The following is a 12,084-nucleotide window of genomic DNA, read 5'->3' on the forward strand; positions in this document are numbered from 1 at the left end:
CGGCGTCACCGACTACGCCACCGCCGTGCGGGACCACGTCGACCGCATCGTCGCCGAACGTCACCCGGGTCCGGCGCCGGCCGGCCGAACGGGTCCAGCGACAGCACCGCCAGCTCGGCGGCGCCGGTACCGTCCGCCTCGTCCAGCCGGTCGGCCGTGCACAGCGCGAGATCGGCGGGGCCCTCGAGCACCGCCTCGGCGCCGATCCACCACACCCCGAACAAGACCGCCGCCGTCTGCCAGTGCGCCGGCAGCAGGATCGCGACCCGGCTGGCCGGGCCAGCGCCGAGTTCGTCGCGCAGCAGGTTGCCGGTCTTGGCCGCCCAGTTGGCCAGCGTCGCGGCGGACAATTCGATACGCTCGCCGGTCGCGTCGTCGTAGTAGGTGATGCGCGGGCCGACCGGATCGTCCCGCAGCATCGGGTCCAGGATGGCGGCGGACAGCGTCGCGCTCAGTTGATGCACTCGGGCTTGTCGGAGCCGGCGGTCAGGATCGGCGACGGCGGCGGCACATTCGGATCGGCCCCCTGCGCCGGGTTGGCGGCCGCGTTGGACACCCGCGCGGACACGGCGGAGCCACCGCCGCCGGAAAGCCCCGAGCCCGGACCGGTGTAGTCGTTGGCCAGCACCACCTTGACCGAGCCGCCCGGCAGCGACGGGTCGGCGACGACCGGCAGCCCGCCCAGCTCCTTGGCGACCTGCTGGGCGCCCAGGTCGTCGGTCTTGGCGGCGCGCACCTGGCTGCTCTTCACGTGGCCGCCGTCGTTGTTGCCGACGGTGCCGGTGGCAAATCCCTTGGAGCTCAACACCTCTGACACCGAGGCCGCCAGGCCGTTGATGTCGGTGTCGTTGACCACGCTGGCGGTGGTCTTGGCGGGGGTGTAGGCGAGTTCCTCGGTCTTGCCCTGGGCCTGGTCGTGCAGCAGGCTCGCCACCCAGTCGGCCACCTGATGCGGGTCCACGCGCACCACGCTCTGCATGCCGTCGTCGCTCCAGCCGGCGCCGTCGAGCACCGGGATCGTGGCGAAGGCGACGTTGCCGCCGGCCAGCTTCTGCATCTGCTGGACGAAATCCATGACGTCCCAACCCGAGGAGATCACCACCGAGCGCTGGACGGCCGCCTCCAGCCGGCGCAGCGTGGTGGGGCTGGACAGCGTCTTGCCGGAGATCACCCGGTGGGCCAGCGACGCCATCACCACCTGCTGGCGCACCACGCGGTCCAGGTCGCCGCGCGGCAGGTCGTGGCGCTGGCGCACGAAGCTGAGCGCCTCCGGGCCGTCGAGCCGTTGCTGTCCGGCGGGGAAGTCGGCGCCCGAAAGGGGCTCGTACACGGGCTGTTTGAGGCACACGTCGACACCGCCGAGCGCGTCGGTGATCAACGCGAAACCGAGCAGGCCGATCTCGGCGTAGTGGTCGACGGTGACGCCGGTGAGGTCGGCGACGGTCTTGATCAGGGCCTCGCGGCCGGCCTCGGTGCCCGCGGCGGCGGCTTCCGCGGCCGAAGCGCCGGCCTTGACGAGGCTGGCCCGCTTGGCCTCCCGGGTCTGGCCGTAGACGCCGTTGATCTTCGTCTTGCCCAGGCCGGGGGCCGCGACGTAGGAGTCCCGGGGAATCGAGATCGCGGTGGCCGACTTACCGTTGTTCGGTATCCGGATCAGGATGATCGTGTCGGTGTTGGTGGCTTCCTCGTCACCGGCCCGCAGGGTGGCCAGTTCCTCCTGGGACAGGGGGTTGCCGTGCGCGTCGGTGCGGCTGTCCAGCCCGACGAGCAGGATGTCGATCGCGCCGTCGTCGCCGCCCTTGCCCAGCGAGGGCGCGGACATGTGGAAGATGCCGTCCTCGAAGGACCGCACATTGCCCCACGCCATTCCGGTGCCGACGAGGACCGCGATGGTCAGGACACTGGCAACCACACGAAGCACACGTTGCACAGGCATCACACTAGGTTACTTGCGACACAGCGGCTTCGCGGGTAGCCGGTGGCGGCGCGCCCGCGCCGTGCCAAACTCGACGCATGTCGGGCAGGTCAAGAATCGTTATCACGGGAGCCGGGGGGCAACTGGGCAGCTGTTTGGCGACGCTAGCGGCGGAGCGGGGACGCGAGGTGCTCGCGCTGACGTCGTCGCAGTGGGACATCACCGACCCGGCGGCGGCCGAACGCAACATCCGCCCCGGCGACGTGGTCATCAACTGCGCCGCCTACACCAACGTCGACTCCGCCGAGAGCGACGAGGCGCGCGCGTACGCGGTCAACGCGACCGGCCCGGAAATCCTCGCGCGGGCCTGCGCGCGAGCCGGCGCGAGGCTCATCCACGTCTCCACCGATTACATGTTCACCGGCGACCCGCCAGAGGGCGGGCCGCGTCCCTACGAGCCCGGCGACGCGACCGACGCGCGCGGCGTGTACGCGCTGTCCAAGCTCGCCGGCGAACGGGCCGTCCTGGCGGCGCTGCCGGAGGCCGTCATCGTCCGGACCGCCTGGCTCTATACCGGCGGAACCGGCAACGACTTCGTCGCCGTCATGCGGCGCCTGGCCGCCGGGGACGGACCGGTGAACGTGGTCGACGACCAGGCCGGGTCGCCGACCTACGTCGCCGACCTGGCCGTCGCGCTGCTGCAGGTCGCCGACGACGGTGTGCCCGGCCCCATCCTGCACGCCGCCAACGAGGGTGCGGTGTCCCGTTTCGAGCTGGCCCGCGCGGTGTTCGAGGAATGCGGGGCCGACCCCGACCGGGTGCGGCCGGTCAGCACCGGCGAGTTTCCCCGCCCGGCGCCGCGGCCGACCTATTCCGCGCTGGGCGGCCGGGAGTCCGCGGCGGCGGGCCTCAAGCCCCTAAGGCCCTGGCGCGCCGGGCTTGTCGCGGCGCTGGCCGCATCGGGCAGTGACCGACCGTTACCCTCGACGCGTGACTGACGTCCTGCCGGTCGTGACGGTGACCTATTCGCCGGGCCCGCACCTGGAGCGGTTCCTGGCCTCCCTGTCGCTGGCCACCGAGCGGCCCGTCAGCGTGCTGTTGGCCGACAACGGCTCCACCGACGGGACCCCCCAGGCCGCGGTCGAGCGCTACCCGAACGTGCGGCTCTTCGACACCGGCGCCAACCTCGGGTACGGCACCGCCGTGAACCGCGCCGTGGCGCAACTTTCCGAGAGCGGCGGTGTGGACGACGACTGGGTGATCGTGGCCAACCCCGATGTGCAGTGGGGTCCGGGCAGCATCGACGCCCTGCTGGAGGCCGCCGGCCGCTGGCCGCACGCCGGCGCCCTGGGCCCGCTCATCCGGGATCCGGACGGATCGGTGTACCCGTCGGCGCGCCACCAGCCCAGCCTGATCCGCGGCGGCATGCACGCGGTGGTCGGGCCGTTCTGGAAGCGCAACCCCTGGACGGCGGCATACCGCCAGGAGCGGCTGGAGCCCAGCGAACGGGCGGTGGGCTGGCTGTCGGGGTCGTGCCTGCTGGTGCGGCGGTCGGCCTTCAGCCAGGTCGGCGGCTTCGACGAGCGCTACTTCATGTACATGGAGGACGTCGACCTCGGCGACCGGCTGGGCAAGGCCGGCTGGCTGAGCGTCTACGTGCCGTCGTCCGAGGTGCTGCACCACAAGGGCCACTCCACCGGGCACGACCCGGCGAGCCACCTTGCGGCCCATCACAAAAGCACGTATCTATTCTTGGCCGATCGGAATTCCGGTTGGTGGCGGGCGCCGCTGCGCTGGACGCTGCGGGCCTCGTTGGCGGTGCGTTCGCGCCTGATGGTGCGCAGTTCGCTGCGCAGCCGGAGACGGAGCCTGGCGAAAGGGGGGGCGCTGAGGTGACAGGCCCTCAAGTCGACGCGGTGGTCCTGGTCGGGGGCAAGGGCACCCGGCTGCGGCCGCTGACGCTCTCGGCGCCCAAGCCGATGCTGCCCACGGCCGGGCTGCCGTTTCTGACCCATCTGCTGTCGAGGATCGCGGCGGCGGGCATCGAGCACGTGATCCTGAGTACGTCGTATCGGCCCCAGGTGTTCGAGGCCGAGTTCGGCGACGGCTCGAAGCTGGGCCTGCAGATCGAATACGTGACCGAGGACTCCCCGCTGGGCACCGGCGGCGGCATCGCCAACGTCGCCGGCCACCTGCGCCACGACACCGTGATGGTGTTCAACGGCGACGTGCTCTCCGGCGCCGACCTGGGTCAGCTGCTCGAATTCCACCGCAACGAGCACGCCGACGTGACCCTGCACCTGGTGCGGGTGGGCGACCCGCGGGCGTTCGGCTGCGTGCCCACCGAAAACGGCCGCGTCACGGCGTTTCTGGAGAAGACCCAGGACCCGCCGACCGACCAGATCAACGCCGGCTGCTACGTCTTCGAACGCCGGATCATCGACCGAATCCCGCGGGGCCGGGAGGTCTCGGTGGAGCGCGAGGTGTTCCCGGCCCTGCTGTCCGACGAGGGAGTCAAGGTCTGCGGCTACGTCGACGCCACCTACTGGCGCGACATGGGCACCCCCGAGGACTTCGTGCGCGGGTCGGCGGACCTGGTCCGCGGGATCGCCCCGTCGCCGGCCCTGCACGGCCACCGCGGCGAACAGCTGGTGCACGACGGCGCGGCGGTGTCGCCGGGCGCGGTGCTGATCGGCGGCACGGTCGTCGGGCGCGGCGCCGAGATCGGCCCGGGCGTCCGGCTGGACGGCGCGGTGATCTTCGACGGCGTCAAGGTCGAGGCCGGCAGCGTGATCGAGCGGTCCATCATCGGCTTCGGTGTGCGCATCGGACCGCGGGCGCTGATCCGCGACGGGGTGATCGGCGACGGCGCCGACATCGGCGCCCGCTGCGAGCTGTTGCGTGGCGCCCGCGTGTGGCCCGGTGTCTCCATCCCCGACGGCGGGATCCGCTACTCGAGCGACGTCTGAGGCCCCCTCGCCGGATGTGCGGCGGGCCGCACGCTGGGCGTCGAGTGTGCGGCTAGCTTCACGCTCGGCGAATGGCCCGGCCCACCAGATACGCCAGCGCGTGGTCGGTGCCGTCCGGCAGCGCGCCGGCCGGCCACCAGCGCAGGTCGTCGGACTCGTCGCTGATCGCGATCTGCGCGCCGGCCGGCGCGTGCGCGACGAATTGCAGGTCCAGGTGGCGCGTCGGCACGCCCAGCGAGCACGTGACGGGGTGGACGTGCACGGCGGCCAGCTCGGGATCGATGCGCAGGCCGGCGACGCCGGACTCCTCGGTGGCCTCGCGCAGGGCCGCCGCCACGACGTCGGCGTCGCCGTCGTCGCAGTGCCCGCCGAGTTGCACCCACCGGCCCAGCCGCGGGTGCAACGTCAGCAGCACCCGCGTGCCCGTGTGATCGACCACCAGCGCCGACGCCGTGACGTGGCCCGGCACGCACTCGCGGCGGCAGGCGTCGGGGCGGCCGTGCACGAAGGCCAGCACGGCGTGCCGCAGCGAATCCTGCGCCGGGTCGGGGGCCCGCCAGTCGGTCAGCAGCGAGATCGCGGATTCGCGGAGGCTCAACGGGATCCGCGCCTCGTCCGGCGATCCCGCAGCGAGACCCAGGCCGCGCGGCACGCCCCGACCACCTCGGCGGGCAGGCCGAGCCGGTCGATCAGGACGTGCCGGTCGACGAGGTCCAGCGCCTTGTCGATCTCGCCCGCCTGCAACAACAGGTCGACGTCGCAGGCGAGGTCGGCGCCGGCGTGCGCCGGCGCGGGAAGGGGGAGCTGCTCGGCTTCGGCGGGCTCCAGCTCCAGGACGCCCCCGCCGTAGCTGCGGCCGAGGATCTCGGAGAACGCGAACGTCACGCTGTTGTGGAACGCCGCGGCCAGCGCGCGCGGATCGACACCGGGCGCGAGGCGGACCCGGTGCACGGTGTCGGTGCTCGTGGCGGCCGCCGCGTTGACGGTCAGCCGCGGCGCCCGGTGGATCTGGCGCAGCAGGAACAGGTCCGGGATCCACAGCGACGGGGTGACCCACCACGGCTCGCGGATCGAGCACTTGTAGCCGCGGTGCACGCCGGCGGCCTCACCGGCGCCGATGTGCGCGACCACGGCGGCATCGACGGGCTCGGCCGGCGCGTTGAGCAGCCAGGTCCGGTGGCCGGCGGCGAGGTCGCTTGTGCGGCAGTCGGTGTCGTAGACCAGCCCGGTCAACTGCGCGCTGCGCGAGACCAGCGGGACGCAGTGGCGCCGCAGCCCGAGCTCGCCGGCTTGCGCGTCGGTGAGGGTGAAAAAGCTGTTGCGGCCCGTCACGATGCCGACGTCCACCCCGGCGACGGAGCCGAGCCGGGTCATGACCCCCGACCCCTTGAGCGCGCGCAGCACCCGGATGGCGGCGGGGTCGAGGAAGTACTTGGTCCACTTCTCCTCTTCGTGCAGGAGCGCAGGCGCCGACGGCGCCCGGGAGAGGTCGACCGTGGCCAGAGCGTCGGCGCCGGGGAGGCTGATCGTGCGCATTCGAGCGGGACCCGCGCCGACCACACCGCAGAACAACACCACCTCCTGCTGGATGCCGTCGAACACCAGCCGGTCGAACGTCAGCAGCGTGATGTCGCGAAAGCGGCTCAGCAGGTACTCGCGCAGCTGGGCGGCGTAGCCGACCTGGAGCAGCTCGGCCGGGAGCACCAGGCCCACCCGCCCGCCGTCGCGCACCAGGAGCGTCGCGGCGACGACGAACGGCACCCAGGCGTTGGTCAGCCTGCTCGGACGCAGGCCCTCGCGGCGCATGAGTTCGAGTGCGGGGGCGCGCTCGTCGGCGGCCCAGTTGCCGAATCGGATGTAGGGCGGGTTGCCCGCGGCGCCGTCCCAGCCGCCCGCCTCGACCCCGGAGTCCTTGACCATCCAGGTGAAGAGGTTCTCGGTGTCGACGGGAGCGAACCGCCGGGACTTGGCCGCCTCGTCGGCGATGAGCTCGACGCCGTGCGCCCGGCCGCCGAGCCCGGCCAGCTCGCGCAGGATCGCGCCGTCGCCGCAGGACGGCTCGAGGATGCGCGGACCGGCCGCGCGCACCCAGTGGGCGAGGAACCGGGCCACCGGGGCCGGCGTGTAGTAGCCACCGCGGACCTTGTCGGCCGACGCGGCCGCCTTGCCCGCGAAATTCACGGGTCCAGTATCACTTGCGGATCAACAGATCACCGGGGTCCGCCGCGGCGCGCGGCGCGGGCGGCTCCTCGGCATAGCCGATCGCGATGGCGCCCAGCGGCTCCCAGTCGGCGGGCAGCCCCAGCTCGGCGCGGACCAGCTCGGCGGCGAAGATCGTCGAGCCGATCCAGCAGCTGCCCACCCCGCGGACCGCCAACGCGACCAGCAGGGCCTGCACGGCCGCGCCGACCGCGACGTTGAACATGGTGTGCTCGGCGGCCGTGCGGGCGGCGTCGGGGTAGGCGTGGGCGCCCTCGGGCACCAGGAACGGGATCACCACTTCGGGTGCGTCGTAGAGGATTTGGCCGCGCGCCAGCCGCCGTTCGACGGAGTCGGCGGGGCGCCCGTCACCGGCGAGGTCGGAGCGCCACTTGTCCTTCATGCGGTCCAGCAGCCGGGTCCGGGCGGACGGATTCCGCAGCCACACGAACCGGACCGGCCGGGTGTGGTGGGGGGCCGGCGCGGTGAGGGCCTCGGCGACGGCTTCCTCGATGAGCTCCGGCGGCACGGGCTCGGCGCCGAACCGGCGCACCGACCGGCGCAACAGCTGGGCCTGCCGGCGGCCCATGTCGAGGGCCTCGGCGGTGCCGAGCCAGAACAGGTCCTCCCCGCCGGGCCGCAGCAGCTGTCGCGCGGTCGTGCCGTCGTCGGTGACGACGTGGGCGGGCAGCCCGCGCACGACGGCCACCGGCATCGCGGTCAGCTTGCCCTTGACCAGATCGGCGGCGGCCGCGACCTCGTCGGCGATCGCGATCTCGGTGACCACCAGCTCGTTGCCGTGCGCATCGACGGCCCCCGAATACCCGTGCAGCACGCGAAGACCGGCCGCGCCGACCGCCGCGTCGGTCTGGCCGTTGCGCCAGGCGCGGCCCATCGTGTCGGTGATGACGACGGCGACGTCGACGCCGAGCCGCTCGCGCAGCCCGGCGCGCAGCGCCGCGGCGCTGGCGTCGGGGTCGACCGGGAGCAGCGCCAGCTCGTCGCGGCCCACGTTGGACCCGTCCACCCCGGCAGCGGCTTGGACCAGGCCGAGCCGGTTCTCGGTGATCAGGGTCTGGCCCTTGCGCGCCAGCACGCGCACCGCCTCGTCGTCGACGAGCTTGCGGCGCAGCCGATCGCGCGCCTCGGCATCGGCCGGGGCCGGCACGAGGCGCCCCTCGCACTTGGAGACGACCTTGCTGGTCACCACGACGACGTCGCCGTGGCGCAGCCAGGGCGCCGCCGCGGCGACGGCCGCGGCCAGGTCGTCGCCGGGCCGGAATTCGGGCAGCCCGGCGACGGGCAGGATCTCGACGGCGGCCGCGGTGCCGTGCTCACTCACCGGTCCACGCCCGCGAGCTCCAGCCCGGCGCGGACCATCTCGGCCGTCGCCTTGGGGTCGCTCATCAAGAGCGGCACCGCGCGCACCGCCACCCCCTCGACGTCGGCCCGGTCGCCCTCGTGGATCAGCCAGCAATCCAGTATGCCGGTGGCCCGCCGCGCGCCGAAGTGCCGGCCGACGGCCTCCGCGGTGGACTCCACCCCGATCACCGACAGGCAGGCATCGGCCATGCCGCGCAACGGCTTTCCGCCGATGATCGGCGAGTAGCCGACGACCGGGGCGCGGGCCGCCCGCAGCGCCCCGCGGATGCCCGGGACGGCGAGGATCGCGCCGACGCTGACCACCGGGTTGGACGGCGCCAGCAGGACGACGTCGGCGTCGGCGATGGCGGTCACCGCTTCGGCTGCGGCGCCGGCCTTTTCGGCGCCGACGAACGCGAAGCTGTGCGTGGGCACCTGCGCCCGGTAGCGCACCCACCACTCCTGGAAGTGGATCGCGCGGCGGCGGTCGTCGGCCGGATCGGTGATCACGACGTGCGTCTCGCACCGGTCGTCGGTCGCCGGCACCAGCCGCGCGCCGGGCTGCCAGCGATCGCACAGCGCGGTGGTGATCTGTGACAGCGGGTAGCCCGCGTTGAGCATCTGGGTGCGTACCAGGTGGGTGCCCAGGTCGCGGTCGCCGAGCTGGAACCAGTCGGGCTGCACGCCGTAGCGCGCCAATTCCTCCTTGGCGTGCCAGGTTTCGTCGCGGTGACCCCACCCGCGCTCCGGGTCGACGCCTCCACCTAAGGTGTACATGCAGGTGTCCAGATCCGGACAGACGCGCAACCCGTGGATCCAGGCGTCATCGCCGACGTTGACGATCGCGGTCAGCTCGTGGCTGTCGGTCGCCGGGCCCTGTTGCGTTTGGAACTGACCCAGCCCGAGCAGCTGTTGAATCCCCAGCAGGAAACGGGCGCCGCCAACCCCACCGACCAGAGCGGTGACCTTCACTTGACCTTCACAGGGCTCGACAGTACTGCCCGTGTCGGGATTGTGATGGACACGCCGAAGACCCGAAAACAACAGAAACGCCGAAATTTCGTCACGAGATGATATGGAAATTGGCCATTACGCTTGACCAAGCAGGTCAACAAGTGTCTAATCACAACAGTGTCATTTCCCGGTTGGCCGGCCGATTCCGGTGTCGCAGACCGAGATTCGATCACTTGTTCGAATTGTCTGTACATCAGAACAGTGGGAAGCACTCACTCTCTCAAATCAAAGCTGAGGAGGCGGACGAAGCATGTCTTATGAGCACCTTCGGGGCGTTATGACAGGCACACCGCACACCATGATCGGCTCGGCGCCGGCGGCACCCGTCCGCCCGCACCTGACTGTGGTTCCCGATGCCCCAGTCGCTTTCGAGCCCGAACCCCTGCCGCCGGCGACACCGGATCAGTGGCAGGACCGCGCCCTGTGCGCGCAGACCGACCCCGAGGCCTTCTTCCCGGAGAAGGGCGGCTCCACCCGCGAGGCGAAGAAGATCTGCCTGGGTTGCGAGGTTCGCCACGAGTGCCTCGAGTACGCCCTGGCGCACGACGAGCGCTTCGGCATCTGGGGCGGGCTCTCCGAGCGCGAGCGCCGCCGCCTCAAGCGCGGCATCGTCTGACCCCGGCGCGCGGCGACGCGCCCGCCGCGCAACGTCATTCGTCGTCGATGGTGGGGTCGATGACCGAGGGTTCGACGTCGAGGTAGATGGCCACCTGCGCCACCAGGATCTCGTGCAACAACTCGCCGAGTTCGTCGGTGTCCTTGGCGCGTCGCTCGATCGGCTTGCGGAACAAGACAATTCGTGCCCGCGTGGAGTTGCCGCGGACGTCGACGCCGGCCGGGATCAGCCGGGCGAGCGCGATCGGGCCGTCGGCGATGACCTCCGGCGGCCACTGCACGCTGTCGGGATCCTTGGCGGCGATCCGCGGGATCTCGTCGACGGCCACGTCGAGCTCGGACACCCGCTCCTGCCAGCGCCGCTCGATGGGCTCGTAGGCCTCCAGCACCGCCATGTCGAACCGCTCGGCCCGGCTGCGCCAGCCCGGCACCGTCGGCGGCAGCAGCGGGCCGCGCATGTCGCGACCCCGGCGCGACGCGCGGTAGGAAGCCGACCGGCGCCCGGGCCGATCGCTTTGCGGGGAGCCGCCGGAATCGCCCACGCGCCGATGGTAACGGTTGTACATCGCGGGTCGAGCGGATGCGCGTGTCCGGCGCTTCCGTGGCGTTTGCGCACGATAGCCTTTCGGCGTGAACGTTCCCCGTCGCTGTTGCCGGCCCGGGTGTCCGCACTACGCCGTGGCGACCCTGACGTTCGTCTACTCGGACTCGACGGCGGTGGTGGGCCCACTGGCCACCGCGCGCGAACCGCATTCGTGGGACCTGTGCGTCGGCCATGCCGGCCGGATCACCGCGCCCCGCGGCTGGGACCTCGTGCGCCACGCCGGACCCCTCTTTTCCGAGCCCACCCACCCGGACGAGGACGACCTGGTCGCCCTCGCCGACGCGGTGCGGGAGGGCCGCCCGGGCGACGCGGGCCGTTCCCGCCCGATCGCCGGTGCGCCCCGAAACGGCTTCGACGGGTTCGCCGATCCCCACATCCACGCCGGAACCCAGGCCACCGCGCCGAGCAGCGGGCTGCTCGCGCCGCCTGAGCACCGTTCCGGTCGCCGCCGCGGACATTTGCGGGTGTTGCCGGACCCCTCGGACTAGTTTCGACTGGCCGGGACTGGCTCCCACTTGCCGGGTCTAACGCGCCGCAGGTTCTTCCCGGGCCGATAGGCTGACGCCAAGGGACCCATCATCAGGAGCGTCAGGAGTTCGCATGTCTCGGTCCGCCGCGACCGTCCGGCGCGTCGTCAAGGCGTACGACGTTCGCGGGCTGGTCGGAGAGGAACTCGACGAGCCGCTGGTCGCCGATCTGGGCGCCGCCTTCGCCACGTTGATGCGCGGTGAGGGCGCTCGGCAGGTGGCGCTCGGCCACGACATGCGGGACAGTTCGCCGGCGTTGGCCGCGGCCTTCGCTCGCGGGGTGACGAGCCAGGGCCTGGACGTGGTGCGGATCGGTTTGGCGTCCACCGACCAGCTTTATTTCGCCTCCGGGCTGTTGGACTGCCCGGGCGCGATGTTCACCGCGAGCCACAACCCGGCGGCCTACAACGGCATCAAGCTGTGCCGGGCCGGCGCCAAACCGGTCGGGGCGGACACCGGGCTGAGCGTCATCAGCGACGATCTCATCGCCGGGGTGCGGCCGTACGACGGCCCGCCCGGGACCGTCAGCGATCGCGACGTCCTGGCCGACTACGGGGCTTTCCTGCGTTCGCTGGTGGACACCTCCGGCCTGCGCCCGCTGCGGGTGGCCGTGGACGCGGGCAACGGCATGGCCGGCCACACCGCCCCGGCCGTCCTCGGCGCGATCGACTCGATCACCTTGCTGCCGTTGTACTTCGAACTCGACGGTTCGTTTCCCAACCACGAGGCCAACCCGCTTGACCCGGCCAACCTGGTGGACCTGCAGAAGTTCGTCCGCGACACCGAAGCCGACATCGGGCTGGCCTTCGACGGGGACGCCGACCGGTGCTTCGTGGTCGACGAGGGCGGGCGGCTGGTGTCGCCGTCGACGGTGACCAG

General features: G+C 72.1%; 11 protein-coding genes and 2 pseudogenes. 6 read left to right on the forward strand and 7 right to left on the reverse strand.

Annotation, left to right across the window (positions count from 1 at the left end; translation table 11 throughout):
- Positions 1 to 68: 68 nt before the first annotated feature.
- Together A5696_RS23315 and A5696_RS23320 are read right to left on the reverse strand one after the other, a co-directional pair.
- A pseudogene (locus tag A5696_RS23315) lies at positions 69 to 464 on the reverse strand (TIGR03089 family protein); the annotation flags it as partial.
- Entirely contained in the window at positions 452 to 1,939 is a 1,488-nt protein-coding gene (locus A5696_RS23320) for an LCP family protein (protein WP_369803384.1), read from the reverse strand. The gene A5696_RS23320 and the pseudogene A5696_RS23315, both read right to left, overlap by 13 nt.
- A gap of 74 nt (positions 1,940 to 2,013) precedes the next feature.
- Between A5696_RS23320 and rfbD the strand changes: the two genes are divergently transcribed.
- From rfbD to A5696_RS23335, 3 genes are read left to right on the forward strand one after another with little or no spacing between them, the layout of a single operon-like run.
- Entirely contained in the window at positions 2,014 to 2,913 is a 900-nt protein-coding gene (gene rfbD, locus A5696_RS23325) for a dTDP-4-dehydrorhamnose reductase (RefSeq protein WP_067883365.1), read from the forward strand.
- Positions 2,906 to 3,811 (forward strand): glycosyltransferase family 2 protein, encoded by a 906-nt coding sequence (locus A5696_RS23330; RefSeq protein ID WP_067883366.1) that lies wholly within the window; start codon positions 2,906 to 2,908, stop codon positions 3,809 to 3,811. Before rfbD ends, A5696_RS23330 begins: the two co-directional genes overlap by 8 nt.
- Entirely contained in the window at positions 3,808 to 4,884 is a 1,077-nt protein-coding gene (locus A5696_RS23335; RefSeq protein WP_067883367.1) for a sugar phosphate nucleotidyltransferase, read from the forward strand. Before A5696_RS23330 ends, A5696_RS23335 begins: the two co-directional genes overlap by 4 nt.
- A 58-nt stretch (positions 4,885 to 4,942) precedes the next feature.
- Here A5696_RS23335 and A5696_RS23340 read toward each other — a convergent pair whose 3' ends face one another.
- The 4 genes from A5696_RS23340 to cofD are packed head-to-tail and all read right to left on the reverse strand — an operon-like array spanning position 4,943 to position 9,417.
- Positions 4,943 to 5,482, reverse strand: coding sequence for an NUDIX hydrolase (locus A5696_RS23340; RefSeq protein ID WP_067883373.1), 540 nt, complete (start codon positions 5,480 to 5,482; stop codon positions 4,943 to 4,945).
- Positions 5,479 to 7,065, reverse strand: coding sequence for a class I SAM-dependent methyltransferase (locus A5696_RS23345; protein WP_067883368.1), 1,587 nt, complete (start codon positions 7,063 to 7,065; stop codon positions 5,479 to 5,481). The genes A5696_RS23340 and A5696_RS23345 overlap by 4 nt, the downstream gene beginning before the upstream one ends.
- A gap of 10 nt (positions 7,066 to 7,075) precedes the next feature.
- Complete coding sequence (locus tag A5696_RS23350; protein ID WP_067883369.1) at positions 7,076 to 8,425, reverse strand: coenzyme F420-0:L-glutamate ligase; 1,350 nt, start codon at positions 8,423 to 8,425, stop codon at positions 7,076 to 7,078.
- On the reverse strand, positions 8,422 to 9,417 hold the full coding sequence (cofD, locus tag A5696_RS23355; protein WP_067883370.1) for a 2-phospho-L-lactate transferase: 996 nt from the start codon (positions 9,415 to 9,417) through the stop codon (positions 8,422 to 8,424). Before cofD ends, A5696_RS23350 begins: the two co-directional genes overlap by 4 nt.
- Positions 9,418 to 9,736: 319 nt before the next feature.
- On the opposite strand from cofD, the gene A5696_RS23360 reads away from it, so the two are divergent.
- Positions 9,737 to 10,075 (forward strand): WhiB family transcriptional regulator, encoded by a 339-nt coding sequence (locus tag A5696_RS23360; protein ID WP_067883371.1) that lies wholly within the window; start codon positions 9,737 to 9,739, stop codon positions 10,073 to 10,075.
- Between the two features lie 34 nt (positions 10,076 to 10,109).
- Here A5696_RS23360 and A5696_RS23365 read toward each other — a convergent pair whose 3' ends face one another.
- On the reverse strand, positions 10,110 to 10,532 hold the full coding sequence (locus A5696_RS23365; protein WP_067161129.1) for a metallopeptidase family protein: 423 nt from the start codon (positions 10,530 to 10,532) through the stop codon (positions 10,110 to 10,112).
- Positions 10,533 to 10,704: 172 nt separating this feature from the next.
- On the opposite strand from A5696_RS23365, the gene A5696_RS23370 reads away from it, so the two are divergent.
- Together A5696_RS23370 and manB are read left to right on the forward strand one after the other, a co-directional pair.
- Positions 10,705 to 11,166 carry a DUF3499 domain-containing protein gene (locus tag A5696_RS23370; RefSeq protein WP_082956244.1) on the forward strand — a complete coding sequence of 154 codons (462 nt, stop codon included), beginning with the start codon at positions 10,705 to 10,707 and terminating at the stop codon, positions 11,164 to 11,166.
- A 112-nt stretch (positions 11,167 to 11,278) separates the two neighbouring features.
- A pseudogene (gene manB, locus A5696_RS23375) lies at positions 11,279 to 12,084 on the forward strand (phosphomannomutase/phosphoglucomutase); the annotation flags it as partial.

The sequence above is a fragment of the Mycobacterium sp. E2699 genome (genome assembly GCF_001666745.1).
Lineage (GTDB): Bacteria > Actinomycetota > Actinomycetes > Mycobacteriales > Mycobacteriaceae > Mycobacterium.